The organism is Streptomyces sp. NRRL F-5755 (assembly GCF_001279365.1).
Taxonomy (GTDB): Bacteria; Actinomycetota; Actinomycetes; order Streptomycetales; family Streptomycetaceae; genus Streptomyces; species Streptomyces rimosus.
Genome location: NZ_LGCW01000262.1, coordinates 22,813 through 49,670 on the forward strand (window position 1 = coordinate 22,813; position 26,858 = coordinate 49,670).

A 26,858-nucleotide genomic window follows, 5' to 3' on the forward strand; every position below is an offset into this window, starting at 1 on the left:
CCTGATTGCCGACTACGCGCACACCGCGCCTACGTCAGTTGTCGTCCTCATCGATCAGAAACCCACGCATAGGCGACGGCGCCTGCTGCATCGGCTGCTGCCCCTGCGGCCGAACCGGAGCCATCGGCTGCGTCATCGCCGGCGACATCTGCTGCTGCCCACCGTACGACGGAGCACTGCCCGAGCCCCCACCGTGACCGCCCATCGACTGCCCGCCGCCCATGGAGTGGTTCCCACCCATGGACCCCGCACCGGCCGAAGCCATCGACGGCGACGGCGGCAGCGAGGCGGTCGCCGGCGTCCGCGGCGGCGCCAGCGAGTCGTCGGCCTGGTTCTCCAGCTGGCGCAGCTGGCTCTCCAGGTAGGACTTCAGCCGCGTACGGTACTCGCGCTCGAAGCCGCGCAGGTCTTCGACCTTGCGCTCCAGCGTGGCGCGGGCCGACTCCAGCGACCCCATCGCGACGCGGTGCTTCTCCTGCGCGTCCCGCTCCAGCGCGTCCGCCTTGGCGCGGGCGTCCCGCTCCAGGCCCTCCGCGCGCGACCGGGCCTCGCCGACGATCTTGTTGGCCTCGGAACGGGCCTCCGCGATCGCCTGGTCGGCGGTCTGCTGCGCGAGCGAGAGCACGCGAGCGGCGCTGTCACCGCCCGGTCCCTGTCCCGGCTGCGGCAGCTGCGGGCCGCCGTGCCCACCGGGACCGCCCATGGGGCCGCCCAGCGGACCACCAGGGCCCATCGGACCAGGGCCGTGCGGGCCCTGCGGGCCGGGACCGTGGCCACCGGGCCCGGCCGGCAGCTGCGGGGCCCCTCCGGTCAGCTGCGGTGGGCCGCCCAACTGCTGCTGTTGCTGCTGTTGCTGCGGCGGCACCGGCTGCGGTCCGGATATGGCGGCGGGCACAGGAGCGCCGGGCCTGCCCTGCTGGTGCTGCTGCCCCTGGTCCTGCTGCTGCTCCTGCTGCTTGCGCATGTTCTGCTGCTGGTTCTGCGCGGCAGCACGCGTCGCGGCGGCCAGCTTGGCGCGCAGGTCCTCGTTCTCGCGCAGCAGGCGGGTCAGTTCGGCTTCGACCTCGTCGAGGAAGGCATCGACCTCGTCCTCGTCATAGCCTTCTCGGAGGCGGACGGTCGTGAACTGCTTGTTCCGCACGTCCTCGGGGGTCAACGGCATCTCTACTTCACCTCAACGTAGTCGTCGGCAATCGGCAAGACCGTATCGTTCACACCAACAACACCGACCTCACGACGGTGATCAGGATGTACACGATGATCATCAATACGAAGAAGGACAGGTCGAGCGCCACGCCCCCGAGACGCAGCGGCGGAATGAACCGCCGCAAGAGCTTGAGTGGCGGATCAGTGACAGTGTAGGTGGCCTCCAGAACGACCACCATCGGCTTGCCGGGTTGCCATGAACGGGCGAACTGGAAGACGTAGTCCATCACCAGCCGGAAGATCAACACGATGAGGAAGCAGTACAACGCGATGTAGATCACCTGCCCAGCAATGCTCATCCGCGCTGTCCTCTCCCCTTGCCTTGCTGTCGTGTTGGGGCCTTTCGGCCTGGTGTGCCCGGTGTTGCGTCTCAGCTCTGGTTGAAGAACCCGCCCTCTGCGATGCGGGCCTTGTCCTCCGCCGTGACATCGACGTTAGCAGGCGACAACAGGAACACCTTCTGCGTCACCCGCTCGATGCTGCCGTGCAGACCGAAGACCAGACCGGCGGCAAAGTCGACAAGTCGCTTCGCGTCCGTATCGTCCATCTCCGTGAGATTCATGATCACCGGAGTGCCCTCACGGAAGTGTTCCCCGATGGTACGGGCTTCGTTGTAGGTCCGGGGGTGCAGCGTGGTGATGCGGTAGGGCTCCCGCTCGGACACAACCTTGGGCATGATCACCGGTGCGTTCTTCTCCAGGTTCGGACGGTCGGGTGTGATGGACGCCACGGGGGCGATTCGGGCGGGTCGTCCGCTTTCGGCGGCCGGCGGTGCGGACTCACGCTGCGCGGGAGGCTGGGTGACCCGTACCGGTTCGTCCCGTTCCGGGTGCGGTTCGGTGGGTACTTGGGTCTGCTGTCGCCGTCCCCGGTCGGGCTCCGGGTCAAGCTCGGGCTCGAACTCGTCGTCGGGGTCGAACCCCCGGCCGTCGTACCCATCGTCCTCCACGAGGCCGAGGTAGACCGCCATCTTGCGCATCGCGCCGGCCATTCTCTGCGTCCTCCGCTCTGTGGTGGATCGGCTCCGTCACCGGGCGCCTTGAATCCACGTGGTCTGCCCTCCTTTTGGGGGCAATGACCATATTTTGTGCTGTGGTCCGACTTGCTTGGCGACGTTACCCGAGCCGTGGTCGGACTCCGAGTACCGCGGTGCCGACGCGCACATGTGTCGCACCGGCGGCCACGGCATCATCAAGGTCCGCGCTCATCCCTGCTGACACCATGTTCGCAGCAGGATGGTTCCCGCGCAGGCCGGATGAGATTTCCATCAAACGCTCGAAAGCCGCCCGCGGATGCCCCGCGTACGGGCCGGCCAGCGGAGCAACCGTCATCAGACCGTCCAGGCGCAGCCCTTCGGCGGCGGCGACCGCGTCGGCGAGGGCGTCGACCCCGGCCGGGGTCACCCCGCCGCGCCGGCCGAGCTGCCCCTCGTTGTCGCCCGACTCGGCGTCAAGTGCCACCTGGATCAGGCAGCCCAGCTCCCGGCCGGCCCGTACGGCTTCCTTCGAGAGCGCCGTCACCAGCTTGGGGCGGTCGACCGACTGCACGACATCGGCGTAATTGACCACAGACCGTACTTTGTTGGTCTGGAGCTGTCCGACGAAGTGCCAGTCGAGGGACAGATCCGAGCACTCGGCGGCTTTCGGTGCCGCGTCCTGGTCGCGGTTCTCCGCCACATGGCGGACGCCGAGTTCCGCGAGCAGCCGGACGTCGCTCGCCGGATAGGTCTTCGTGACCACGACGAGGGTCACGTCCGCACGGTTGCGACCGGCTTTGGCGCAGGCGGTGGAGATTCGTTCTTCCACGTGCGCCAGGTTGTCGGCCAGTTCGGCCCTACGATCCGTCACAGCTCAGCATCCAGCCATACATAGCTCGCGAGCCGCCCGGTGATGCGGTCGCGCCGGTACGAGAAGTGGTCCGCCGACTCCAGCGTGCAGGTGTGGGAATGTTCACCCACCCGCACGCCGTACGCGGCGAGTTGGGCACGGACCCCGGCGGCCATGTCGACCGCGGGCGTGCCCCGGGAGGTGGTGGCCCACGCTTCGGGCACCACCGCGGCGACCTCGGCGCGCATCGCCTCGGGCACCTCGTAACACCGCCCGCAGACCGCGGGTCCGGTACGGGCGATGATGCGCTCCGGGTCGGCGCCGAGCGCGGTCATCGCCTCGACGGTCGCCGGGACCACCCCGGCCACCAGGCCCGGGCGCCCCGCGTGGGCGGCGCCCGTGACCCCGGCGACCGGGTCGGCCAGGAGGACCGGGGTGCAGTCGGCGGTCAGGACGGCGAGGGCCAGGCCCCGGCGGGCCGTCACCACCGCGTCCACGCACGGGATGTCCGTGTCGTCGCGCCACGGGCCGTCGACCACGGCGACGTCCCGGCCGTGCACCTGGTTCATCCACACGACCCGGGCCGGGTCCAGGCCGAGCGCCTTGGCCGCCAGTTCGCGGTTGGTCCGTACGGACTCCGGGTCGTCGCCGACCGCGCCGCCGAGGTTGAGCTCGGCATACGGAGCGGCGCTCACCCCGCCCCACCGGTCGGTGAAGGCGAAGTGCGCGCCGCTCGTGTCGTTCGTCAGCACCGGGTGCTGCTGCCCTATCACGTCGGGACTTCGGTTATTTCAGGAAGTCGGGGACGTCCAGCTCCTCGGCCGTGGTGTCCGAGTACGGACGGGCCGGCGGAACCTGCGGCGAGGTGGTCGGGGGCGGCGGCACCTCGCCCAGCGGGGACGGGTCGGCCGGGGCCGGCTCCTCGTCCCGTACGGGCACCGAGCCCAGGCCGCCGAAGGACGACGGCCGCGGTTCGGCCTGCGGGGCCGGGCGGCTGGGGGCCGGGGCCGGCTCGTCGCGCTTGCCGTTGTTCTGGCTGCCGAGCACGGTCTGCTGACGGGCCGGCGGCTGGCCGCCGTCGAAGCCCGCGGCGATGACCGTCACCCGTACCTCGTCGCCGAGCGCGTCGTCGATGACCGCGCCGAAGATGATGTTCGCCTCGGGGTGGGCTGCCTCGCTGACCAGCTGCGCGGCCTCGTTGATCTCGAAGAGACCGAGGTCGGAGCCGCCGGAGATGGAGAGCAGCACACCGCGTGCGCCGTCGATGGAGGCTTCCAGCAGCGGCGAGGAGATCGCCATCTCCGCCGCGGCCACCGCGCGGTCGTCGCCGCGCGCCGAGCCGATGCCCATCAGGGCCGAGCCCGCCTCGGACATCACGGACTTGACGTCGGCGAAGTCGAGGTTGATCAGGCCGGGGGTGGTGATCAGGTCGGTGATGCCCTGGACACCCGACAGCAGTACCTGGTCCGCGGACTTGAACGCGTCGAGCACGCTCACCTGGCGGTCCGAGATGGACAGCAGTCGGTCGTTGGGGATCACGATGAGGGTGTCGACCTCGTCGCGCAGGCCGGCGATGCCGTCCTCGGCCTGGTTCGCGCGCCGGCGGCCCTCGAAGGTGAACGGGCGGGTGACCACACCGATCGTCAGGGCGCCCAGCGAACGCGCGATGTTGGCGACGACGGGTGCGCCGCCGGTGCCGGTGCCGCCGCCCTCTCCCGCGGTCACGAAGACCATGTCGGCCCCCTTGAGGACCTCCTCGATCTCCTCGCGGTGGTCCTCGGCCGCCTTGCGGCCGACATCGGGGTTGGCGCCGGCGCCCAGGCCACGGGTGAGTTCCCGGCCGACGTCCAGCTTGACGTCGGCGTCGCTCATCAGCAGGGCCTGTGCATCGGTGTTGATCGCGATGAACTCGACGCCCTTGAGCCCGACCTCGATCATCCGGTTGATGGCGTTCACGCCACCGCCGCCGATGCCGACGACCTTGATGACTGCGAGGTAGTTCTGCGGTGCTGCCACGTCGAAGGCCTCTCGCCTCGAGTTACGTGTCGCCGCCGCACCCGGGGTGCGGTCGCCGACTGATGCCGATGGGACGGTTCGTTGTGCCGACCCGAACCCTAACGCTGAAGTTTAGGGTTACCAGTGCCTGTGTTCCTGGGACTCTTTGGAACGAGACACTAAGTCGACAAGTGGCGCACGTTCAACGAACACGCCGAACCTCCCGTTTTTCTTTTCACCCTATGTGATCACCCATAGTGGTAGCCATCCAGGGTGCTGGCCTGCGGGTACGTACGTCAACTACCGGACACCGCGGGCGCGGTGGGCACACTCACATCGAAGTGGCGCGCGTCACGCGCCGCTTTCAGGGCGGCGGTGAGCACCTTGGCCTTGGCCGTACTGCGTTCCGCACTCCCCCAGACGACGGTACGGCCGTTTGTCAGCCGCAGTGTGATGGAGTCGTAGGAGCGCACCTGAACGGTACGAACGTCCTGGTGAACCGCCTTGGGCAGGGCGACCACGACGGTCGCGGCCGCGGCGCGGATCCGGTCGGGACCGAACCGCTTCAGGCTCGGACTGTCGCGTACGGCCATTTCCAGAAGCGGAACGCCCTTCGGGGCGGTGGCGACGGTGGCGAAACGGATGCCTTCGGCGTCCACTTCGACGAACTTTCCGCCCGTTTGAATAAGGAGTTCCGGCTGCCTTTCGGTCACTTTCAAGCTGACCGTGTGCGGCCAGGAGCGGGACACCTCAACGGACTTGATGCGCGGGAGTTTCGCGCGCAGCCGCTCGGCGATGGCCCTCTTGTCCACGGAGGCGAGGGGGATGTCCATCGGGACCGCGGCGGCCCGTACGACCTCATCCCCCGTCAGAATCTCGGTGCCGGTGGCCTTGACCTCTTCCGTACGCAGCCAGGTGGAGCCGTACAGGGCCCAGGCGCCGAAACCGGCCAGCAGCGCGGCGCCGGCCAGTGTGATGATCAGGACGCGGCGGGGCGGCAGCCGGAACCGGCCGCGCAGCGCGAACCGGCCGCTCTTCGGGCCGGACGGCTTTGCGGACTTCTTGCCTCCGCCGCGGGCGCCGGAGCCGCCGGACTGCCCGGAAGCGGGCGGGCGGGAGCGCGCGGGCTTCTTCTCACCGCGCCGGGCGGTCGTCGGTCCGGCCACGCTCCCTCTCCTTCCGGCCGCCGCCCCGGGGTGTGCCCGGGGCGGCGCCGCACTTTTCCGTCAGCGGCCGGCGACCGCCTCGTACACCATGCCGACCAGCAGTTCGTCCGCGTCCCGGCGGCCGAACTCGGACGCCGCGCGGGACATCTCGTACAGCCGGTGCGGATCGGCGAGCACCGGGAGCACCTGGCTCTGCACCCACTCGGGCGTCAGCTGCGCGTCGTCGACCAGCAGGCCGCCGCCGGCGTTGACCACCGGCTGGGCGTTCAGCCGCTGTTCGCCGTTGCCGATGGGCAGCGGGACGTAGGCGGCGGGCAGTCCGACGGCGGACAGTTCGGCGACGGTCATCGCGCCCGCGCGGCAGAGCATCATGTCGGCCGCGGCGTACGCGAGGTCCATCCGGTCCACATACGGTACCGGTACATACGGGGGCATCCCGGGCATGTTGTCCACATGCGGCATTTCATTCTTCGGGCCGACCGCGTGCAGCACCTGGATACCGGAGCGCTGGAGCGCGGGCACCGCGGCCTGGATGACCTCGTTCAGCCGCCGGGCGCCCTGCGAGCCGCCGGAGACCAGCAGCGTCGGCAGGTTGGGGTCCAGCCCGAAGGCCGCCCGCGCCTCGGGGCGGACCGCGGCCCGGTCCAGGGTCGCGATGGAGCGGCGCAGCGGGATGCCCACGTACCGGGCGTCGCGCAGCTTGCTGTCCGGCGTGCTGACCGCGACGTACCTGGCGTAGCGCGAGCCGATCTTGTTGGCCAGCCCGGGGCGGGCGTTCGCCTCGTGCACGATGATCGGCACCCCGCGCCGCTTGGCGGCCAGGTAGCCGGGCAGCGCGACATAGCCGCCGAAGCCGACGACGCAGTCCGCCTTGGTGCGCTCCAGGATCTGCTCGGCGGCCTTGATGGTGCCGCGCAGCCGCCCGGGGACGGTGATCAGTTCGGGCGTGGGCTTGCGCGGCAGCGGTACGGCCGGAATCAGGCCCAGCTCATAGCCCCGCTCCGGCACCAGCCGGGTCTCCAGCCCCTTCTCCGTGCCGAGTGCCGTGATCCCCACGGTCGGGTCCTGCCTGCGCAGGGCGTCCGCGAGGGCGAGCGCGGGCTCGATGTGGCCGGCGGTCCCCCCACCGGCGAGTACGACATGCACCGAAATTCACCGCTCTCCGGACGGCCGCTTCTTGACGCGCCGTCTCATCGTCTTCCGTCTCACCCCAGCCAGTTTCCTGCCGAAAACAGGCTGCCGCATGGCCAGTGCCGCCCGTGCAGCGGGCTCGTCACGCGCGAAGGCGATCAGCAGACCGATGGCGAACATCGTCGGCAGCAGGGCGGAGCCCCCGAAGGAGAACAGCGGCAGCGGGACCCCGGCGATCGGCAACAGACCGAGCACCGCACCGATGTTGATCACGGCCTGGGCCGTGATCCAGGTGGTCACGCCTCCCGCTGCGTACCTCACGAAGGGATCCTCCGTGCGTCCGGCCACGCGGATACCCGCATAGCCTAGAGCCGCGAAGAGGGCGAGCACCGACAGCGTCCCCGCAAGCCCCAGTTCCTCCCCGGTGATGGCGAAGATGAAGTCGGTGTGCGGTTCAGGGAGTTCACCCCATTTTTCCATACTGGCGCCGAGCCCCGAACCGAAGAAGCCGCCGGAGGCCAGCGCGTAGATGCCGTGCACGGCCTGCCAGCACTGGTCCTGCGGTCCCGGATCGGTCGCGCCGATGCAGGCGAGCCGGGCCATCCGGTTGGCGCTGGTCTTGATCAGCAGCGCCCCTATCACGGTGGCGGCGCCGAGCACGCCCACGAAGAGCCGGGTGGGGGCGCCGGCCAGCCACAGCAGCCCGAACAGGATCGCGGTCAGGATGATCGCGGTGCCCATGTCGCCGCCGAGCATGATCAGACCGAGCAGCAGGAAGGCCACCGGGATCAGCGGCACCAGCAGGTGCTTCCACTGCATCAGCAGCTTCTTGTCCTGCTTGCGGGCCAGCAGGTCGGCGCCCCACAGGACCAGCGCCAGCTTGCCGAACTCGCTGGGCTGCATCTGGAAGGGGCCGCCCAGGTTGATCCAGTTCTGGTTGCCGTTGACCGCGACCCCTATCCCGGGGATCTGCACCAGGGTCATCAAGAAGACCGAGACGGCCAGCAGCGGATAGGCCAGGGTGCGGTGCACCCGTACCGTCATCCGGGCCGCCACCAGCATCAGGATGCCGCCGAGCACCGCCGCGAGCAGCTGCTTGCGGAAGAAGTACGTCGGCGCCAGCCCGAGCTGGAGCGCCTTGATCTGGGAGGCCGAGTAGACCATCACCAGACCGAGCACGGTGATCAGCAGACTGCCGCCGACCACCAGGTAGTAGGCGGTCAGCGGCCGGTCCCAGGCCCGTCTGAGCCGGGTGTACGGCCCCCGCGGGGTGCGGGGGCCGCCGCCGCGCGCCGGGCGCGGGCCGAAGCCGGTGCGCCGGGCCGGGCGCGGCGGCGCCGCCTTCGCCGATCGGGCCGTCATCGTCGTCCCCTCCACAGGTGCGCTGCGCCGTGCGTCCTCGACGGCGGCGGGGACGTACGGACTACTGTTCCTGAGCGGCCAGCGTGCGGACCGCGTCGGCGAAGGCTTCGCCCCGCTTGTTGTAGTTCAGGTACATGTCCATCGAGGCGCAGGCCGGGGCCAGCAGGACGGTATCGCCCGGCCGGGCCAGGCGGGCGGCTTCCCGGACGGCTTCGGACATCGCCCCAGTGTCGGTCCGGTCGAGGTCGACCACCGGCACATCCGGCGCGTGTCGCGCCAGGGCCTCCCGAATGAGCCCCCGGTCGGCGCCGATGAGGACCGCGCCGCGCAGCCGGCCGGCCGACTTCTGTACGAGTTCGTCGAAGGTGGCGCCCTTGGCCAGGCCGCCGGCGATCCAGACGATGTGCTCGTACGCCGCCAACGACGCCTCGGTGGCGTGGGTGTTGGTGGCCTTGGAGTCGTCCACGTACGCGACCCCGGCGACGTCCGCGACGTGCTCGATGCGGTGCGCGTCCGGGTGGAAGGCGCGCAGGCCGTCCCGTACGGACTGGGGGCGCACGCCGAAGGCGCGGGCGAGGGCCGCCGCGGCGAGCGCGTTGGCGATGTTGTGCGGGGCCGCGGGCGTCACGTCCGAGACCTCGGCGAGTTCCTGCGCCTGCTTCTGCCGGTTCTCGACGAAGGCCCGGTCGACGAGGATGCCCTCGACGACGCCCAGCTGCGAGGGGCCCGGGGTGCCGAGGGTGAAGCCGATGGCGCGGCAGCCCTCCTCGACGTCGGCCTCGCGCACCAGGTCCTCGGTGGCCTTGTCGGCGACGTTGTAGACGCAGGCCACGGTGTTGCCCTCGTAGATGCGGCCCTTGTCGGCGGCGTACGCCTCCATGGAGCCGTGCCAGTCGAGGTGGTCCGGGGCCAGGTTGAGGACGGTGGCGGAGTGGGCGCGCACGGAGGGCGCCCAGTGCAGCTGGTAGCTGGAGAGCTCGACGGCGAGGACGTCATACGGCTCGTCGGAGAGCACCACGTCCACCAGGGGGACGCCGATGTTGCCGACGGCGGCGGTGCGCAGCCCCTCGGCCTCCAGGATGGCGGCGAGCATCCGTACGGTCGTGGTCTTGCCGTTGGTGCCGGTGACCGCGAGCCAGGGCGGAGCGTCCGGGCCGCGCATCCGCCAGGCCAGCTCGACGTCGCCCCATACAGGGACGCCGGCCGCCTCGGCGGCCTGGAAGAGCGGGCTGGTGGGCTTCCAGCCGGGGGTGGTGACGACCAGGTCGGTGCCCTCGGGAAGGGTGTCGCCGTCGCCGAGGCGGACGGTGATCCCCAGCTCTTCCAGGGGTGCGGCCTGGGCGCGCTCCCGCTCGCCGTCGCTGCCGTTGACGACGGTGACGACGGCGCCGAGGCCGGCCAGGGCGCGGGCGGCGGGGACGCCGCTCACACCGAGGCCGGCCACGGTCACGTGCTGTCCGGCGAGGTCCAGGGCACTCACTTGGCCGCCTGCCAGCCGCCGTAGAAGATGCCCAGACCGACGATCACGCACATGCCCTGGATGATCCAGAACCGGACCACGACAAGGACTTCGGACCACCCCTTCAATTCGAAGTGGTGCTGGAGCGGCGCCATCCGGAAGACCCGCTTGCCGGTGAGCCGGAAGGAGCCGACCTGGATGACCACCGACATGGTGATCAGAACGAAGAGGCCGCCGAGCACGGCCATCAGCAGCTCCGTACGGGAGCAGATGGCCAGGCCCGCCAGCGCGCCGCCCAGGGCCAGCGAGCCGGTGTCACCCATGAAGATCTTGGCGGGCGAGGTGTTCCACCACAGGAAGCCGAAGCAGGCGCCCATCAGGGCGGAGGCGACGACCGCCAGGTCGAGCGGGTCGCGCACCTCGTAACAGGCCGGTCCGGCGCTGATCTGGTTGGCGCAGGACTCCTGGTACTGCCAGATGCCGATGAAGGTGTACGCGCCGAAGACCATCACCGAGGCGCCGGTGGCCAGGCCGTCCAGGCCGTCGGTGAGGTTCACGCCGTTGGACATCGCCAGGATCATGAACAGCGCCCAGATGACGAAGAGCACCGGGCCGATCTGCCAGCCGAAGTCCTGGGTGAAGGAGAGCCGGTCGGAGGCCGGGGTCTGGCCGCGCAGGTCGGCGAACTGGAGCGAGAGCACCGCGAAGGCGATGCCGACGATCAGCTGGCCGGCCATCTTGGCCTTGGCCCGCAGGCCCAGCGACCGCTGCTTGACGATCTTGATGTAGTCGTCGAGGAAGCCCACCAGGCCCATGCCGGCCATCAGGAACAGCACCAGCACACCCGAGAAGCTGGGGTCGCTGCTGGTGATGACCTTGGTCAGCGCATACGCGATGAGCGTGGCCAGGATGAAGGCGATACCGCCCATGGTGGGCGTACCGCGCTTGCTGTGGTGGTCGCGCGGGCCGTCGTCGCGGATGTACTGCCCGTACCCCTTCCTCGCCAGCAGCTTGATCAGCAGCGGGGTGCCGATCAGGGTCAGGAAGAGCCCGATCATTCCGGAGAAGAGGATCTGCTTCATCGTGTTCATCGGGTGGCGGCCCCGCCCTTGACACCGTCGTCGTCCAGCAATGCCGCGGCGACCCGTTCCAGGCCGACCGACCGGGACGCCTTCACCAGCACGACGTCACCCGGCCGCAGCTCGCTGCGCAACAGGTCGATCGCCGCCTGCGCGTCGGACACGTGCACCGACTCCTCACCCCACGAACCCTCGTTCTTGGCGCCCATGTCGAGCCAGGCCGCTTCCCTGCCGCCGACCGCCACGAGCTTGCTGACGTTGAGCCGGACGACCAGGCGCCCGACCGCGTCGTGTTCGGCGAGTGACTCCCCGCCGAGCTCGGCCATCTCACCGAGCACCGCCCACGTACGGCCTCCCGTTGTCTTGGAGGCTTCGCCCATCGCCACGAGCGCGCGAAGCGCCGCCCGCATCGATTCCGGGTTCGCGTTGTAGGCGTCGTTGACGACCGTCACACCGTCCGCGCGCTCGGTGACCTCCATGCGCCAGCGGGAGAGCGTGCCGGCTTCGGAGAGCGCGGCGGCGATCTCGTCCACGGGCATGCCCAACTCATGGGCGACGGCGGCCGCGGCAAGCGCGTTCGACACGTGGTGCTCACCGTACAGCCGCATGGTCACGTCGCTGCACCCGGAGGGTGTGTGAAGCGTGAAGGAGGGCTGTCCGAGCGCCGTGAGCCGGACATTCTCGGCACGTACGGCGGCCTCGGCACACTCGCCGAAGAAGACCGTGCGGGCCTTCGTGCGCGACGCCATGGCCCGTACGTACGGATCGTCCGCGTTCAGTACGGCGATGCCGCCCTCGTCGGCGGTGGGCAGCACCTCGACCAGCTCGCCCTTGGCCTGGGCGATCTGCTCGCGGCCGCCGAACTCGCCGATGTGCGCGGAGCCGACGTTGAGCACCACACCGATCCGCGGCGGGGTCAGCTCCGCCAGGTAGCGGATGTGGCCGATGCCGCGGGCGCCCATCTCCAGGACGAGGAACTTGGTGTCGGCGTCCGCGCGGAGCGCGGTCACCGGCAGCCCGATCTCGTTGTTCAGGTTGCCCACCGGGCACACGGTCGGCCCGCTGCGCGACAGCAGCTGGCCGATCAGGTCCTTGGTGCTGGTCTTGCCGGCCGAGCCGGTCAGCCCGACGACGCTGGTGCCCAGGCGGCCGACGACGGCGCGGGCCAGCGCGCCGAGGGCGGCGACCACGTCGTCCACGACGATCGCGGGGACGCCGACGGGGCGGGCGGCCAGGACCGCCGCGGCGCCCGCCTCGACGGCGCGCCCGGCGTAGTCGTGGCCGTCCACGCGCTCGCCGGCGAAGGCCGCGAAGAGGCTGCCGGGGCGGACCTCACGGGAGTCGAACACGACGGGGCCGGTGACCCGGGCCTGCGGGTCCGGTATGTCGTGCTGCTGCCCGCCGACGATGCTCGTGATCTCGGCGAGGGACAGGGAGATCACTTCTCACCCCCGGCCGTGGGCAGGAAATGCCGTTCGAAGGGTTTTGCGCGCATGGCGGTGTGTCATCCCTGGTGGTTCGGCTGCTGCGAGTTCAACGAAGCCTCGATGGCCCGGCGCAGCACCTGACGGTCGTCGAAGGAGCGGACCACTCCGGCGATGTCCTGGCCCTGCTCGTGGCCCTTGCCCGCGACGATCACGGTGTCGCCGGGCTCGGCGCGGGCCACGGCGGCCGCGATGGCGGCGGCCCGCTCCTCCTCGACCAGCACGGTGCCGCGCTCGTGGACGGGCACCTCGGCGGCGCCCGCGAGCATGGTGGCGAGGATCGCGAGGGGGTCCTCGCCGCGGGGGTTGTCGGAGGTCAGTACGGCGGTGTCGGCGAGGCGGGCGACCGCCGCGCCCATCGGCTTGCGCTTGTGCGGGTCGCGGTCGCCGCCGCAGCCCAGCACGGCGTGGATACGGCCCTCGGTGACCTTGCGCAGGGCGCGCAGCACCGATTCGACCGCGTCGGTCTTGTGGGCGTAGTCGACGACCGCCAGGTACTTCTGGCCGGCGTCCACGCGCTCCAGGCGGCCGGGGACGCCGGGCACCGCGGCGACGCCGTCGGCGGCGGTCTGCGGGTCCACGCCGGCCACGGCCAGGGCCGTGATGGCGGCCAGCGCGTTGGCGACGTTGAAGGGGCCCGGGATGGGCGCGGCGGCCCGTACGGACACGCCGTCGGGGCCCAGCACGGTGAAGGTGGAGCCGAGCGCGCCGACCTCGACGTCGGCGGCGCGCCAGTCGGCGTCCGGGTGGCCCTCGGCGGAGAACGTGGTGACCGGCACCTCGGACTCGCCGGCGGCCAGCCGCTTGCCGTACTCGTCGTCGATGTTGACCACGCCGGCCTTGCTGCGGGCCTTGGTGAACAGCTGGGCCTTGGCCTGGAAGTAGTCCTCCATCCCGGAGTGGAACTCCATGTGCTCCGGGCTGAGGTTGTTGAAGATCGCGACGTCGAAGACGCAGCCGTCGACGCGGCCGAGGACCAGCGCGTGGCTGGAGACCTCCATGGTCACCGCGCGCACGCCGCGCTCGCGCATGACGGCGAACAGCGCCTGGAGGTCGGTGGCCTCGGGGGTGGTGCGCTCGGACTTCAGGCGCTCGTCGCCGATCCGGGACTCGACCGTGCCGATCAGGCCGGTCCTCCCGCCGCCCGACTTCTCGGCGGCGGCCCGCAGCCCGCCGTCGATCAGGTACGCGGTGGTGGTCTTGCCCGAGGTGCCGGTGATGCCGATCTGGAGGAGGTCCTGGCCCGGGTCCCCGTAGATCGAGACGGCGAGGGCGCCCATCCGGGCCCGCGGCTCGTCCACGACCAGGACGGGCAGACCGGTGGCGGCGGCGCGCTCGTGGCCCGCCGGGTCGGTCAGGACCGCCGCGGCGCCGAGGTCGGCCGCCTGGCCCGCGAAGTCGGCCCCGTGGAAGCGTGCACCGGGCAGCGCGGCGTAGACGTCACCGGGGCGCACGGCCCGTGAGTCGTGGGTGATGCCGGTGACGGCGGCGTCCGCCGTGGCCGGCACCGAGGTGCCCAACTGCTCGGCGAGGTCCGTCAGGGGGGTGGGACGGACCCGCTCTGGGCGGGGCGCCCCCGGGAATTTCCCGGCGGCGTCCTTCTGGGCGTTGTGGGACTGATCAGCGTGTGACACGGCGGTGAGCGTACCGGGCGCGGCACCCTCGGGGCGAAGTGAGGGCCGGGTCCCGGAGCGGTTCCCGGGGTCGGGGGTGATGGTCGTCACGGCGGCCTGCCTCGTTTTCATTCGCCTGGCTTGAAGGTGACGGGCAGGCGCGGGGGCTGGGCGCCGCTCGGCGGGACCTGGAGCGTCTTGAGCGCGAACTCCATGACCTGCTGGTAGATCGGGCCGCACACCTGGCCGCCGAAGTAGCTGCCCTTCGTCGGGTTCTGGACGGCGCAGTAGACGGTGATACGGGGCTGGTCGGCGGGCGCGAACCCGGCGAAGGAGGCGGTGTAGCCGTGGTAGCGGCCGGTCTTCGGGTCCACCCGGTTGGACGTGCCGGTCTTGCCGCCGACGCGGTACCCGTCGATCTTCGCCTTGGCGCCGGTGCCCTCCTTGTCGTCGACCACCGATTCGAGCATGGTGGCCAGCGTCCTGGCGGTCTTCTCGCTGACCACCCGGGTCTTCTCCGGCTTCGGCGCGGCCTGGTACCGGCCGTCCGGGCCCGTACCGCCCCGTACGAGCGTCGGGGCGATCCGCTCGCCCCCGTTGGCGATGGTCGAGTAGACCGAAGCGGCCTGGACGGCGTTGAGCGACAGCCCCTGTCCGAAGGGGATGGTGTACTGCTGCGAGGTGCTCCACTTCAGCGGCGGGGCCAGCAGGCCCGCGGTCTCGCCCGGGAAGCCGAGCCCGGTGGGCTTTCCGATCCCGAACTTGCGCAGGTAGGAGTAGAGCACCTGGTTGGCCTCCTTACGGGTCTTGCCGAGCTGTTCGGTGGCCAGGATGGTGCCGATGTTGCTGGACTTGGCCAGGACGCCGTTGAGCGTCAGGTGCCAGGTCGGGTGGTCGATGTCGTCCGAGAAGTTGCGGTCGCCGCGGTGCAGCCGGTTGGGGACGGTGACGCGGGTGGCGGGGGTCGCCGCGCCCTCCTCCAGGACGGCGGCCATCGACATCAGCTTGCTGGTGGAGCCGGGTTCGAAGGCGTCGGTGAGGGCGGCGTTGCCCAGCGCGTCCGGGTCCGCCTTGGAGATGTCGTTGGGGTCGAAGCCGGGGGCGTTCGCCAGGGCCAGGATTTCGCCGGTCCTGGTGTCCTGGACCACGACGTAGCCCCGGTCGGCCTGCGACTCGGCGACCTGCTTGGTGATGGCCTGCTGGGCCATCCACTGGATGTCGCGGTCCAAGGTCAGCTCTATGTCGGTGCCCGGGACGGCCGGGTGCTCCTGGGTGTCGGCGGTGGGGACGCGGCGGCCGCCGGACTGGGCGTAGACCAGCTTGCCGTCCTTGCCCGCCAGCTGCTTGTCGAGCCGGGCCTCCAGGCCGCCGCCGCCCCGGCCCTCGCTGTTGACGAAACCGAGGACGCCGGAGGCCAGATCCTTGTTCGGGTAGACGCGCTTGCTGTGCTTGTCCGCGAAGATCCCGACGAGCACGTTGGGGCGGGGCCTGCTCTTGGGCGCCTTGGCCGCCTTGGCGTCGAGCGCCTTGCGCAGGTCCTTGATCTGCTTCCAGACCTGCGGGGTCCGCTGCCGGGCGAGCCGTACGTAGCGGGAGCCGGGCGTGGCGAGCTTCTTGGCCAGTACGGCCTGGTCCTCGCCCAGGATCGGCGCGAGCAGCCCGGCGGCCTGCTGCGGGGCGTCCTTGATCTTGATCTTGTCGGGCGCGAGCAGGCTGGGGTCGGCGGTGATGTCGTACGCGTCCACCGTGGTCGCCAGGTCCACGCCGTCCCGGTCGGTGATCGCGCCGCGCTCGGCGGCCAGCTTGACCGGGACGTAGCGGTTGACGTTGGCCTTGGCCGCGTATGCGCCGGCGTCCACGGCCTGCACCTGGAACAGCCGGATCACGAAGATCAGCATGATCAGCGTGAGCGCGAGGGAGACCATGCGCAGCCGGGGGCGCGGGCTGCCGAGCCGCAGGGTCGAGGCGCCGGAGCGGGGGCGGGAGGCGCGGGCGGCCGGGGCGCGCTTGGGTGCGGAGCGCTGGGCGGCGGGGCGCGGAGTGCTGCGGGACTGGCCGGTACGGGCCTGACCGGCGCGCGCCTGGCCGCCTCGGGACTGGCCTGCGCGGCCGTCGGGCGGGGTGGGACGGGGGACGCGGCGGGGGGCCGGGGTGGCGGAGGGTTTGGTGCCGGAAGCTTTGGCGCCGGTCGCTTTGGCGTCGGACGGCTTGGTGCCGGACGGTCTGGCGCCGGCGCCGGGGCTCTTCGCTCCGGTGCTTCTCGGGGCGGGGCTCTTCGGGCCGGGGGTGCTCGCGCCTGTGCTCTTCGGGCCGGGGGTCTTGCCGGGCGTCTTCCCGCCCGTGCTTCTCGCTCCGGAGCCCTTCGGGCCGGAGCCGGAGCCGTTTCCGGAGCGGGGGCCCTTGGGGTCGGTCATACGGCGTCCTCCTCCGGTGCGGCCGTCCGTACGGCGGGGGCCGCGGGCGCGGCATGGGGCAGGGCGTCGGCGTTCTCGTACGTCACGGTGTTCTCGTACGTCACGGGCTCACCTGCCGGAGGTCGTCGGTGCGGACCCGGGCAGCGGGCGGCCGGGCGCGGTGAGGGCGGGCATGGGGTGGTCGGGCAGCGGCGCGTCCGGAGCGGTGGGCGCGGCGGAAGGACGCGGTCCGGCGGACGGCCGGGGGCCGGCGGCCGGTCCGGCCGCGGGGCCCGGCGCGGGCCGCGGTGCGGGGACGGCGAGCCGCGACGGGCCGGGCGCGCTCATCGGGCCGACGCCGCCGCCCGCGGCCTTGCTCGGCTTGCCCCGTACGGTGCCGTCCGGCTCCAGGAACGCCGGGCTGCCGCCCGGGACCATGCCCAGCTCGCGAGCGCGCTGCTCCAGGGCGCCGGGCGCGGACAAGGCGTCCACCTCTTGCTGGAGCGCCTGCTGCTCGTCCTTCAGCTCGTCGGTCCGCTTCTCCAGCTTGCTCAGCTCGAAGGAGCCCTGGTTGAGCGCGGAATTGAGCAGCAGCAGCGTGATCAGCCCGGAGCCGAGGAGCACCACCACCAGGAGCACGAACGGCGTACGCGCCGGTGTGCCGCCGGGGCCGGAGGCGAACAGGCCCGAGAGCCGGCCCGGCCCCGAGCGCACCCGCCCCGGCCGGTTCACGCGATGTCCTCGCGGATGCGCTCGGCGCCGCGCAGCCGGGCGGGGGCCGCGCGCCGGTTCTCGGCGATCTCCTCCTCGGTCGGCAGTTCGGCGCCGCGGGTGAGCAGCTTCAGGCGCGGCTGGTACTGCTCGGGGACGACGGGCAGGCCGGGCGGCGCGGTGTGCGCCGCGCCCGCCGCGAGGACCTGCTTGACGATCCGGTCCTCCAGCGAGTGGTAGGCGAGCACCGCGATCCGGCCGCCCACGGCGAGGGCCCGCACGGCGGCCGGTACGGCGCTCTCCACGGCGGCCAGCTCGGCGTTGACCTCGATGCGCAGCGCCTGGAACGTGCGCTTGGCGGGGTTGCCGCCGGTGCGCTTGGCGGCCTGCGGCAGCGCGTCGCGGATCAGCTCCACCAGGCGCGCGCTGTTCGTGAAGGGCTCCTTGGCGCGCTCCCGTACGACCGCCTCGACGATCCGCTTGGCCTGCTTCTCCTCCCCGTAGGCGCGCAGGATGCGGACCAGTTCGCCGGGCGGGTAGGTGTTGAGGACCTCGGCGGCGCTGATGCCGGTCGTCTGGTCCATGCGCATGTCGAGCGGCGCGTCCTGCGCGTACGCGAAGCCGCGGTCGGCCTCGTCCAGCTGCATGGAGGAGACGCCGAGGTCGAACAGCACGCCCTGGACGCGCGGGACGCCGAGGCGGTCCAGGACCTCCGGCAGCTCGTCGTAGACGGCGTGCACGAGGGTGGCGCGGTCCCCGTACGGGGCCAGGCGCTCCCCCGCCAGCTTCAGCGCGGCCGGGTCGCGGTCGAGGGCGATCAGGCGGACGGCCGGGAACGTGGCGAGCAGCGCCTCGCTGTGCCCTCCGAGGCCGAGCGTGCAGTCGACGACGACCGCGCCGGGCTCGGCGAGCGCGGGGGCGAGCACGTCCAGACACCGCTGGAGCATGACGGGTACGTGGCGATCGTTGCTGCTCATGCGCCTTCCGATGGGGTGGGCGGCAGGTGGGTCCCCCCGGCCGCTGGCTGGGGGAATGCCGCACGTACCGCTTGGTCCCCGCCCGCTCTGAAGGGGAAGTGGCCCTCCGACGACGGGGAAGTGCCGTCGGCGGACCGGTTGGAGCGGGAGGAGGCCGAGCCGTACGTGCAGATCGCACGCGAAAGATTCGGGATCCAAGGAGAGCGTCACGCCTCCCACTTCGCGCCACTTTAGTCCACTGCCGCGCGGGGTCAATCAACCGGTTCCGCGCGTCCCGCACCGGCCGCCGGGGTGGTTCCGCGCGGTTTTCGGATGGCCCGGGAGAGCCGCGGGACGGGCCGGGCGAGCGCCCGCGACCGGGGCGAAAAGGGCTCTTTCACCCGATCGGCGGCGCCCGGCGGGGCGTGTGGAAAACCTCACAGGACGCCGTAGTGCCCCCCTATGCCCCGCTCCCACGTGCAGCCTTACCGGCCGGTGCCCCTTACCGTGTTGCTATGTCGATACCTGCCTCTCAGCCGCTGCCCCCGTCCGCCGACAGCGCCCTGGCCCCCGCGGCCGGCACGGTCACCGACCGCCTCGTCGAGGCCAACAAACAGTACGCCGCCGCCTTCACCGACCCGGGGATGGACGCCCGCCCCGTCCTCAAGGTCGCCGTCGTGGCCTGCATGGACGCCCGGCTGGACCTCCACGACGCGCTGGGCCTCTCGCTCGGCGACTGCCACACCATCCGCAACGCGGGCGGCGTCGTCACCGACGACATCATCCGCTCCCTGACGATCAGCCAGCGGGCGCTGGGCACCCGCTCGGTCGTGCTCATCCACCACACGGGCTGCGGCCTGCTGAACCTGACCGAGGAGTTCCGCCACGAGCTGGCGGCCGAGGTCGGCCAGCGGCCCAACTGGGCGGTCGAGGCGTTCAAGGACCTCGACGAGGACGTCCGCCAGTCCATCGAGCGGGTGCGGACCTCGCCGTTCCTGCTGCACACCGACGATGTGCGGGGCTTCGTCTTCGATGTGACGACCGGTCTGCTGCGGGAGGTCCACCCGAAGTAGGCGCCGGGGGACGACGGTGAGCCGCGGCCGGGAGGCCGCGATCCATGACAGCGGGGCCGGGCGGTCCGTCCGTCCGGCCCCGTCGTTCGCGCTGCTCAGCGGGGGGCCGCAGGAAGCCGGCGCCGGTCGGCGTGGGTGCGCGGGCGGGTGCGCGGCCGTGCGGCGGGGGCCGGCGCGCGAGTTATCCACAGGCCATGACGCGAAGCGGCGTGGACGGCGAGAATGCCTACGTGGCGTTGCCGCGGCCGAGGGGCCCGGCGGCGCTCGACGGGGAGGGCCGGTCCGTACGGAGGACGTGCGCCCGCAGTTGGGTGTCCCGCGTGCCGCGGGGCGCGGGGAAGGGCCGAGGAGGGCCGGGTGACGACCTTTGACGAGCAAGCGAGCCTTGGGGGTCCCCCCGCGCGGACGGAGCCGGGCGCGCGGGGCGATCTGACCACCACGGCGGAGCGGGTCCGCAGGTCGGTGGAGGGCGTGATCGAGGGCAAGCCGGAGGTCGTGCGGCTCGCGCTGACCGTGCTGCTCGCGGAGGGCCATCTGCTCATCGAGGACGTGCCGGGCGTCGGCAAGACGATGCTCGCCAAGGCGCTGGCCCGCTCCATCGACTGCTCGGTGCGGCGCATCCAGTTCACCCCCGACCTGCTGCCGTCGGACATCACCGGCGTCAGCGTCTTCGACCAGCAGCGCCGCGACTTCGAGTTCAAGCCCGGCGCGGTCTTCGCCCAGGTCGTGATCGGCGACGAGATCAACCGCGCCTCCCCCAAGACCCAGTCGGCGCTGCTGGAGTCGATGGAGGAGCGCCAGGTCACGGTGGACGGCCAGACCTACGAGCTGCCCGCCCCCTTCATGGTCGTCGCCACCCAGAACCCGGTCGAGATGGAGGGCACGTATCCGCTGCCCGAGGCGCAGCGGGACCGCTTCATGGCCCGCGTCTCGATCGGCTACCCGAGCCCGGACGCCGAGCTGCGGATGCTGGACGTGCACGGCGCCGCCTCGCCCCTGGAGGACCTCCAGCCGGTCGCGCACGCCGACGAGATACTGAAGCTGATCGATGCGGTCCGCACGGTCCACGTCGCCGAAGCGGTGCGCAGATACGCCGTGGACCTGGTCGCCGCCACCCGCAACCATCCCGAGCTGCGCCTCGGCGCCTCGCCGCGGGCCACGCTGCACCTGCTGCGCGCGGCGAAGGCCGCGGCGGCGCTGGCCGGCCGGGAGTACGCCCTCCCGGACGACGTGCAGGCGCTCGCGGTGGCGGTGCTGGCCCACCGGCTGCTGCCGACCGCGCAGGCCCAGCTCAACCGCCGTACGTCCGAGCAGGTCGTGGCCGAGATCCTGCGCCGCACACCGGTGCCCGACCCCTCGGCGCAGCAGTGGCCCAGGCCCCACCCGGGGCAGCCGCCCGGCCTGCGGGGGTACTGATGACGGCCGGGGGGATCGAGGGCGTGCCGGAGCGCGGCGGTCTGCGGGCCGCCTTCGCCGGGCTGACGACGCGCGGCCGGTCCTTCCTGGCGGCGGGCGTCGCGGCCGCCGTGTGCGCGTACGCCCTCGGGCAGACGGACCTGCTCCGCGTCGGGCTGCTGCTGGCCGCGCTCCCCCTGGTGTGCGCGATCGTGCTGTACCGCACCCGCTACCGGGTCGCGGGCAGCCGTACCCTCTCCCCCGCCCGGGTGCCGGCCACCGCCGAATCGCGGGTGCGCCTGCGCGTCGAGAATGTCTCGCGGCTGCCCACCGGCGTGCTGATGCTCCAGGACCGCGTGCCGTACGTATTGGGCCCGCGCCCGCGCTTCGTGCTCGACCGCGTCGAGGCCGGGGGCCGCCGGGAGGTGTCCTACCGGGTCCGTTCCGACCTGCGCGGGCGCTATCCGCTGGGGCCGTTGCAGCTGCGGCTCTCCGACCCGTTCGGCATGTGCGAGCTGACCCGCTCCTTCAGCGACCACGACACGCTGACCGTCGTGCCACGGGTCGAACCGCTGCCACCGGTCCGGCTCGCGGGCGAGGCGTCCGGTTACGGCGACGGCCGGCAGCGCTCGCTCGCCCTGGCCGGCGAGGACGACGTGATCCCCCGCGGCTACCGCCACGGCGACGACCTGCGCCGCGTCCACTGGCGCTCCACCGCGCGCTACGGCGAGCTGATGGTCCGCCGCGAGGAGCAGCCGCAGCGGGCCCACTGCACGGTCCTGCTCGACACACGGCGCACGGCCCATCAGGGAGCCGGTCCCGACTCGGCGTTCGAGTGGGCGGTGTCGGGCGCCGCGTCGGCGGCGGTCCACCTCCTGGAGCGCGGTTTTTCGGTCCGCTTTCTGACCGACTCCGGCATGTCCGTACGTGGCCCCGACGGAACCGGCGGCTGGGCGGGCGGCACCGAATCCGCCGACACCGCCGGCCTCCTGCTGGACACCCTCGCCGTGGTCGACCACTCCGACGAACCCGGCCTGGCCAGGGCGTACGACGTCCTGCGCGGCGGCAACGAAGGGCTGTTGGTGGCATTCTTCGGCGACCTCGACGAGGAGCAGACCGCGGTGGCCGGACGCATGCGGCGGCGCGGCGGCGCGGCGGTCGCCTTCGTCCTGGACGGCGACGCCTGGTCGCGGGGCACGGGATTCCGCTCCCCCGGAGGCCACCCGCGGCTGCCGCTGGAGGAGCGGTTGCGGATGCTCCAGGAGGCGGGCTGGAAGGCACTGCCGGTGCGCCCCGGTGACTCGCTGGCGGCGCTGTGGCGGCAGGTGGAGCGGGCGGGCGTTTCGGAGGGGTCGGTGGCGGGGGCGTCCGGGGTTTTCGGTGCGGGTGGTGCTGGTGCTGCCGGTACGGGTGGGGGCGTCAGTGCTAGTGGCACGGGCGGCGGCGCTGGGCCGGTTGCGGGGTCGGGGAGCGGGGCGGAGTCATGAGCGGGCGGGCGCGGCTTACGGTTTGTGCGGTGGTGGCGACGCTGGGCGCGTCGTGCGCGCTGTTGCCGCTGGTGGATCCGGTCGGCTGGATGCTGCAGGCGGCGATTCTGCTGACGATCGTGTCCGGGGTGGGGGCGCTGGCCCGCCGGGTGCCGCTGGCCCGGCCGCTGACGGTGGCGGCGCAGGCCGTGGTGGCGCTGCTGCTGCTCACCGTGCTCTTCGCGCACGACAAGGCGATCGCCCTGGTCCTGCCCGGCCCGGACGTCTTCGCGGAGTTCGGCGAGCTGGTGCAGGAGGGCGTCGCCGACGTCAGCCGGTATGCGATACCGGCTCCGGTGACGGCCGGCATCCGTCTGCTGCTGGTCGGCGGGGTGCTGGTGGTCGGCCTGGTCGTGGACGCGCTGGCCGTGACGTACCGCAGCGCGGCGCCCGCCGGACTGCCCCTGCTCGCGCTGTATTCGGTGGCGGCGGGCCTCTCGCAGGGCGGGGCGGGCTGGCTGTGGTTCCTGGTCGCGGGGGCCGGATATCTGCTGCTGCTCCTTGCCGAGGGGCGGGACCGGCTCTCGCAGTGGGGCCGGGTGTTCGGCGGCCGGAGCGCCGGCTCCGGAAGGCCGTCGTTCTCCGGCGGGCAGAGTTACGCGGGCACGGTCGGCGGCCCGGCGCAGGCCCCGGTCCGTACGGGCCGCCGGATCGGCGCGCTGGTGCTGGGCGTCGCCCTGGTGGTGCCCGCGGTGCTGCCCTCGCTCGGCGGCGGGCTGCTGGGCCAGGCGGTGGCCGGCCGCGGTCCGGGCGGCGGAGGCGGCACGATCTCCGCGGTGAACCCGCTGGTGTCCTTGCAGAACAGCCTGAACCAACCCGAGGACCGGCAGGTCCTCAACTACCGCACCACCGCCTCCGACACACGTGACATGTATCTGCGCATCGTCGCGCTCGATCAGTTCGACGGCACGGCGTGGAAGCCGTCCGAGCGCGCCGTCAAGGACGTGCCGGACCGGCTGCCCGACCCTGCCGGACTGAGCCCGGAGGTGGACGTCACCCCCGTCAACACGAGCATCTCCACCGCCCCTTGGTACGCGCAGAACTGGCTGCCCCTGCCCTACCCCGCCTCCCGCGTGGACATAGCCGGGCGCTGGCGCTTCGAGCCGGAGGGCCGCACGCTGGTCGGCGACCGCGGGCAGAACACGCGGGGCGTGCAGTACCAGGTCGAGAGCCTGCTCGTACGGCCCACCGCGCGACAGTTGGAGGAGGCGCCCGCGCCGCCCGCCGAGCTGGCGCGCGAGTACACCAAGGTCCCGGACTCGCTGCCCCCGGTCGTGCGCGAGACCGCGAAGCAGGTGACGAAGGGCGCCGGCACGGCGTACGACAAGGCCGTCCGCCTCCAGGACTGGTTCTCGCTCAGCGGCGGCTTCACCTACAACACGGAGGTGCGGGCCGGCAGCGGCACGGAAGCCATCGCCCGGTTCCTGGAGCAGAAGGAGGGCTTCTGCGTGCACTTCGCCTTCTCCATGGCGGCGATGGCGCGCACGCTGGGCATACCCGCCCGGGTCGCGGTCGGCTTCACCCCCGGCACCCGGCAGAGCGACGGCTCGACCTCGGTCGGCCTGAAGGACGCCCACGCCTGGCCCGAGCTGTACTTCGAAGGCACCGGCTGGACGCGGTTCGAGCCGACGCCGAGCCGGGGCACGCTGCCCGACTACACCCTCACCGACACCCCGTCCAACGGCGGTACGAACTCCCCGGCCCCGCAGCCGTCGCGCTCGGCGGCGGCGCCCGTCGGGCCGTCCCCCGCACAGAGCTGCGCCCCTGCCGAGCGGCGCGTCGGCCCGTGCTGGACGCCGCCCGCGCAGTCGACGAGCGGCCCGGCCGAGGGCGGGCCGTCGCTGTGGACCGTCGCGGCGCTCGTCATCGGCGTTCCGCTCCTGCTTCTGCTGCCGGTGCTGCCGGTGCTGTGGCGACTGCGGGCCCGCTCCCGGCGTCTCGGCGGCGGCGTGGCCGGCCGGCACCGTCCGGGGCCGGCCGCCGCGCCGGACTTCCGCACGGCCCACCTCGAACCGGACGACTCCGGCTGGGACGGCGGCGCGCCGGAGTCCCGTGGCGGCATACCGACCGGGGCCACGCGCACGCTCGCGGCCTGGCAGGAACTGGTCGATTCCGGTTGGGATTACGGCATCCTGCCGGACGAATCGCTCACTCCCCGCAAGGCGGCGGAGCGGATCGTGCGGATAGGCGAGTTGCGGGCGCCGGCGGCGGAGTCGGCCCACCGGGTCGCGACGTCGGTGGAGCAGGTACTGTACGCACCGCATCCGCACCCCGCGCCCGGCCTCGCCGACGACGTGCGCCGCGTCCGTACCGGCCTGCACGCCGCCGCGTCCCGGCGCCTGCGGCTGCGCGCACTCCTGGCGCCGCGCTCCGCCGCACGGGCCCTGTGGACCCTGTCGTCCCGCTGGTCGGCCTTCCTCGCCCGCTGCGCCACGAGCCCACCGGCCACCGCGGTGCGCAAGGTAGCGGGCGCTCTGCGGCTGTCCCGGGAGCGGACGTAGAGGTACGGCTCTGACGTAGAGATACGGCTCTTACGTCTCTTTCGCGAGCGGACGTCAGGGCGTCAGCGAGCGCGCGTCAGCGTACGGGCGCGCGCGTGGGCGCCCGGCGAACCTGGGCGCGGCTAGAGCGCGGAGCGCGCGGAGGGCGGAGCGCGTGAAGGCGGAGCGGAGGGCGGAAACCAGGAGGTGCGGCCAGGAGGGGACGGCCAGGCTGCGTACCGAGGCAACAGCGGCCTGATAGCGGCGCCCTGGCACGTGGCTCGCACCGCGACCGGCACCGCGACCGGCAACCGCGACCGCACCCCGCCTCGACACCCTCCGCTTTGCTCTCGCGTATGCAAAGAGCGAAGCGAACCGGTGACCGGCCGCCGACCCCGGCCGTCGCGCCCCCGCACACGAGAAGCGGCCGTCCGGATTCCGGACGGCCGCTTCTCCTCAGATTTCGGGCGTGGCAGGGCGAGCAGGAGGTCGGGGAGCCGACGGGCCGGTCAGTGGCCCTGTTCGTCGCGGCGGCGCTGCCACCGGCTCTCGATCCGGTCCATCATCGAGCGGCGCTGCCGGGCCTGGCGCCTGGCCTGAGCGCCACCGGGTCCTGCGCGGCCGCCCGCCGCGGCCTGCTGCTCTCCCGGCTTGGGCGCCTTGCGCCAGCCGGTGACCGCGAGCACCGCGCAGCCGAGCATGACGAGGAAGCCGACCACGCTGATCCAGATCTGCTGGGCGACCATACCGGCCATGAGGAGCGCGATACCTACCAGGAAGCCCGCGACCGCTTGGTAGACCCGTCGCCGGGTGTACGTACGCAGCCCGCTTCCCTCAAGCGCTGTCGCGAACTTCGGATCTTCGGCGTACAGCGCTCGCTCCATTTGCTCGAGCATGCGCTGCTCGTGCTCCGAGAGCGGCACGGAGTCCTCCTACTCGTCGGTCGCGGGGGGCGACCGGGTGCGACCCTTTCAGGATAGGCAGGGAATCGCCCCCGTGAAACCCGCCCCTCTACGCCAATTCACCGCCCGGGCCGCCGAGGCGGTCGGTGGTGCCTGCAGCCTGCATTCCCCACCCGCCGATCCGTCATGCCGGGCGTTGTACCCCCGATCATACGGGGCGAAGCGGCTGATCGGGTGGCCTGTGGCCGACTGCACGCACAGCGTGAGCGGCTCAGGGAAGTCAGCCGCGCTCGGCGAGCACGTGCAGCTGGGTGGCGACCGAGTGGAACGCGGGGTTCTCGGCGGCGGCTGCCTCCAGTTTCAGCAGGGCGTCCATGGCGCCGGGCTCGGTGTCCACGAGGACGCCGGGCACCAGGTCGGCGAAGACCCGTACGCCGTGCACACCGCTGACCTTCAGGCCGGTGTCCGAGACCAGTGCGGTGAGCTGCTCGGCGGTGAAGCGCCGGGGCACCGGGTCCCCGTCACCCCAGCGGCCCGCCGGGTCCGTCAGGGCGTTCCTGGCCTCGGTGAAGTGGCCCGCCAGGGCGCGGGCGAGCACGGCGCCGCCCAGCCCGGCGGCGAGCAGGCTCAGGGTGCCGGCCGGGCGCAGCGCGCCGACCGCGTTGCGTACGCCCTCGGCCGGGTCGTCGACGTACTCCAGCACGCCGTGGCACAGCACGGTGTCGTAGCCGCCGGGCTCGACCACGTCGAACAGGCCGTGGGCGTCGCCCTGCACGGCGCGCACCCGGTCGGCGACGCCCGCTTCGGCGGCCCGCCGCTCCAGGGCGAACAGGGCGTTGGGGCTGGGGTCCACGACCGTGACGCGGTGGCCGAGGCGCGCGACCGGCACGGCGAAGTTGCCGGTACCGCCGCCGGTGTCCAGGACGTCGAGGACGTCCTGCCCGGCGGCCGCGGCCCGGCGCTCCAGGGCCTCTACGAGAACCTCCCAGACCACGGCGGTACGAAGGGATGCGCGCGGGCGCAGCGGGTCAGACACGGCGGGTGGCTCCTCGACGGGGGCATGGAACTGATGGGTACCACCCTAATGGGACGCGAGGGGAC

At 72.3% G+C, this 26,858-nt stretch carries 22 protein-coding genes; 4 read left to right on the forward strand and 18 right to left on the reverse strand.

Annotated features, from left to right (window positions below):
- Positions 1-34: 34 nt before the first annotated feature.
- From ADK86_RS41195 to rsmH, 16 genes are all read right to left on the reverse strand, one after another.
- Positions 35-1,162: a DivIVA domain-containing protein gene (locus tag ADK86_RS41195; protein WP_030180128.1), complete on the reverse strand. Its 1,128-nt coding sequence runs from the start codon at positions 1,160-1,162 to the stop codon at positions 35-37.
- A gap of 49 nt (positions 1,163-1,211) precedes the next feature.
- Positions 1,212-1,505 (reverse strand): YggT family protein, encoded by a 294-nt coding sequence (locus ADK86_RS21985; RefSeq protein WP_003986336.1) that lies wholly within the window; start codon positions 1,503-1,505, stop codon positions 1,212-1,214.
- A gap of 71 nt (positions 1,506-1,576) precedes the next feature.
- Positions 1,577-2,197 (reverse strand): cell division protein SepF, encoded by a 621-nt coding sequence (gene sepF, locus ADK86_RS21990; protein ID WP_030371863.1) that lies wholly within the window; start codon positions 2,195-2,197, stop codon positions 1,577-1,579.
- A gap of 124 nt (positions 2,198-2,321) precedes the next feature.
- Positions 2,322-3,053, reverse strand: a complete 732-nt coding sequence (locus ADK86_RS21995; RefSeq protein WP_053698129.1) for a YggS family pyridoxal phosphate-dependent enzyme — start codon at positions 3,051-3,053, stop codon at positions 2,322-2,324.
- Positions 3,050-3,805 (reverse strand): peptidoglycan editing factor PgeF, encoded by a 756-nt coding sequence (gene pgeF, locus ADK86_RS22000; protein ID WP_053698130.1) that lies wholly within the window; start codon positions 3,803-3,805, stop codon positions 3,050-3,052. Before pgeF ends, ADK86_RS21995 begins: the two co-directional genes overlap by 4 nt.
- Before the next feature lie 13 nt (positions 3,806-3,818).
- Positions 3,819-5,048, reverse strand: a complete 1,230-nt coding sequence (gene ftsZ / locus ADK86_RS22005) for a cell division protein FtsZ (protein ID WP_053698131.1) — start codon at positions 5,046-5,048, stop codon at positions 3,819-3,821.
- A gap of 275 nt (positions 5,049-5,323) precedes the next feature.
- Positions 5,324-6,193: a cell division protein FtsQ/DivIB gene (locus ADK86_RS22010; RefSeq protein ID WP_053698132.1), complete on the reverse strand. Its 870-nt coding sequence runs from the start codon at positions 6,191-6,193 to the stop codon at positions 5,324-5,326.
- A gap of 60 nt (positions 6,194-6,253) precedes the next feature.
- On the reverse strand, positions 6,254-7,339 hold the full coding sequence (gene murG / locus ADK86_RS22015; RefSeq protein WP_053698133.1) for an undecaprenyldiphospho-muramoylpentapeptide beta-N-acetylglucosaminyltransferase: 1,086 nt from the start codon (positions 7,337-7,339) through the stop codon (positions 6,254-6,256).
- Between the two features lie 6 nt (positions 7,340-7,345).
- Positions 7,346-8,686 (reverse strand): putative lipid II flippase FtsW, encoded by a 1,341-nt coding sequence (ftsW, locus tag ADK86_RS22020; RefSeq protein ID WP_030180131.1) that lies wholly within the window; start codon positions 8,684-8,686, stop codon positions 7,346-7,348.
- 61 nt (positions 8,687-8,747) lie between these two features.
- Positions 8,748-10,166, reverse strand: a complete 1,419-nt coding sequence (murD, locus tag ADK86_RS22025) for a UDP-N-acetylmuramoyl-L-alanine--D-glutamate ligase (protein WP_030593034.1) — start codon at positions 10,164-10,166, stop codon at positions 8,748-8,750.
- On the reverse strand, positions 10,163-11,227 hold the full coding sequence (gene mraY / locus ADK86_RS22030; protein ID WP_003986880.1) for a phospho-N-acetylmuramoyl-pentapeptide-transferase: 1,065 nt from the start codon (positions 11,225-11,227) through the stop codon (positions 10,163-10,165). The genes murD and mraY overlap by 4 nt, the downstream gene beginning before the upstream one ends.
- A 5-nt stretch (positions 11,228-11,232) precedes the next feature.
- Entirely contained in the window at positions 11,233-12,666 is a 1,434-nt protein-coding gene (locus tag ADK86_RS22035) for a UDP-N-acetylmuramoyl-tripeptide--D-alanyl-D-alanine ligase (RefSeq protein ID WP_053698134.1), read from the reverse strand.
- Between the two features lie 62 nt (positions 12,667-12,728).
- Complete coding sequence (locus tag ADK86_RS22040; protein ID WP_053698135.1) at positions 12,729-14,432, reverse strand: UDP-N-acetylmuramoyl-L-alanyl-D-glutamate--2,6-diaminopimelate ligase; 1,704 nt, start codon at positions 14,430-14,432, stop codon at positions 12,729-12,731.
- A gap of 17 nt (positions 14,433-14,449) precedes the next feature.
- Positions 14,450-16,735: a peptidoglycan D,D-transpeptidase FtsI family protein gene (locus tag ADK86_RS22045; protein WP_078952178.1), complete on the reverse strand. Its 2,286-nt coding sequence runs from the start codon at positions 16,733-16,735 to the stop codon at positions 14,450-14,452.
- Positions 16,736-16,843: 108 nt separating this feature from the next.
- The gene (locus ADK86_RS22050) at positions 16,844-17,446 is read right to left on the reverse strand and encodes an FtsB family cell division protein (protein ID WP_053698136.1); all 603 of its coding nucleotides are present in this window, start codon (positions 17,444-17,446) and stop codon (positions 16,844-16,846) included.
- Positions 17,443-18,402, reverse strand: coding sequence for a 16S rRNA (cytosine(1402)-N(4))-methyltransferase RsmH (rsmH, locus tag ADK86_RS22055; protein ID WP_053698137.1), 960 nt, complete (start codon positions 18,400-18,402; stop codon positions 17,443-17,445). The genes ADK86_RS22050 and rsmH overlap by 4 nt, the downstream gene beginning before the upstream one ends.
- 494 nt (positions 18,403-18,896) lie before the next feature.
- Between rsmH and ADK86_RS22060 the strand changes: the two genes are divergently transcribed.
- The 4 genes from ADK86_RS22060 (at position 18,897) to ADK86_RS22075 (ending at position 24,876) form a co-directional block, all read left to right on the forward strand.
- A complete protein-coding gene (locus ADK86_RS22060; protein WP_053698138.1) occupies positions 18,897-19,454 on the forward strand; it encodes a beta-class carbonic anhydrase in 558 nt (185 codons plus the stop codon).
- A 357-nt stretch (positions 19,455-19,811) separates the two neighbouring features.
- A complete protein-coding gene (locus tag ADK86_RS22065; protein WP_053698139.1) occupies positions 19,812-20,870 on the forward strand; it encodes an AAA family ATPase in 1,059 nt (352 codons plus the stop codon).
- Complete coding sequence (locus ADK86_RS22070) at positions 20,870-22,336, forward strand: DUF58 domain-containing protein (protein WP_078952187.1); 1,467 nt, start codon at positions 20,870-20,872, stop codon at positions 22,334-22,336. The genes ADK86_RS22065 and ADK86_RS22070 overlap by 1 nt, the downstream gene beginning before the upstream one ends.
- Positions 22,333-24,876 carry a transglutaminase TgpA family protein gene (locus tag ADK86_RS22075; protein ID WP_053698140.1) on the forward strand — a complete coding sequence of 848 codons (2,544 nt, stop codon included), beginning with the start codon at positions 22,333-22,335 and terminating at the stop codon, positions 24,874-24,876. Before ADK86_RS22070 ends, ADK86_RS22075 begins: the two co-directional genes overlap by 4 nt.
- Positions 24,877-25,364: 488 nt before the next feature.
- On the opposite strand, the gene ADK86_RS22080 is transcribed toward ADK86_RS22075, so the two are convergent.
- Positions 25,365-25,778, reverse strand: coding sequence for a DUF3040 domain-containing protein (locus ADK86_RS22080; protein WP_030593063.1), 414 nt, complete (start codon positions 25,776-25,778; stop codon positions 25,365-25,367).
- A gap of 259 nt (positions 25,779-26,037) precedes the next feature.
- Complete coding sequence (locus ADK86_RS22085; protein ID WP_003983729.1) at positions 26,038-26,793, reverse strand: methyltransferase; 756 nt, start codon at positions 26,791-26,793, stop codon at positions 26,038-26,040.
- Positions 26,794-26,858: the final 65 nt, after the last annotated feature.

Excerpts from the sequence above, each read along its gene's own strand:
- ADK86_RS41195 (WP_030180128.1), bottom strand. The coding sequence starts at position 1,162 with ATGCCGTTGACCCCCGAGGACGTGCGGAACAAGCAGTTCACGACCGTC.
- ADK86_RS21985 (WP_003986336.1), bottom strand. The coding sequence starts at position 1,505 with ATGAGCATTGCTGGGCAGGTGATCTACATCGCGTTGTACTGCTTCCTC.
- sepF (WP_030371863.1), bottom strand. The coding sequence starts at position 2,197 with ATGGCCGGCGCGATGCGCAAGATGGCGGTCTACCTCGGCCTCGTGGAG.
- ftsW (WP_030180131.1), bottom strand. The coding sequence starts at position 8,686 with ATGACGGCCCGATCGGCGAAGGCGGCGCCGCCGCGCCCGGCCCGGCGC.
- mraY (WP_003986880.1), bottom strand. The coding sequence starts at position 11,227 with ATGAAGCAGATCCTCTTCTCCGGAATGATCGGGCTCTTCCTGACCCTG.
- ADK86_RS22045 (WP_078952178.1), bottom strand. The coding sequence starts at position 16,735 with ATGACCGACCCCAAGGGCCCCCGCTCCGGAAACGGCTCCGGCTCCGGC.
- rsmH (WP_053698137.1), bottom strand. The coding sequence starts at position 18,402 with ATGAGCAGCAACGATCGCCACGTACCCGTCATGCTCCAGCGGTGTCTG.
- ADK86_RS22060 (WP_053698138.1), top strand. The coding sequence starts at position 18,897 with ATGTCGATACCTGCCTCTCAGCCGCTGCCCCCGTCCGCCGACAGCGCC.
- ADK86_RS22070 (WP_078952187.1), top strand. The coding sequence starts at position 20,870 with ATGACGGCCGGGGGGATCGAGGGCGTGCCGGAGCGCGGCGGTCTGCGG.
- ADK86_RS22075 (WP_053698140.1), top strand. The coding sequence starts at position 22,333 with ATGAGCGGGCGGGCGCGGCTTACGGTTTGTGCGGTGGTGGCGACGCTG.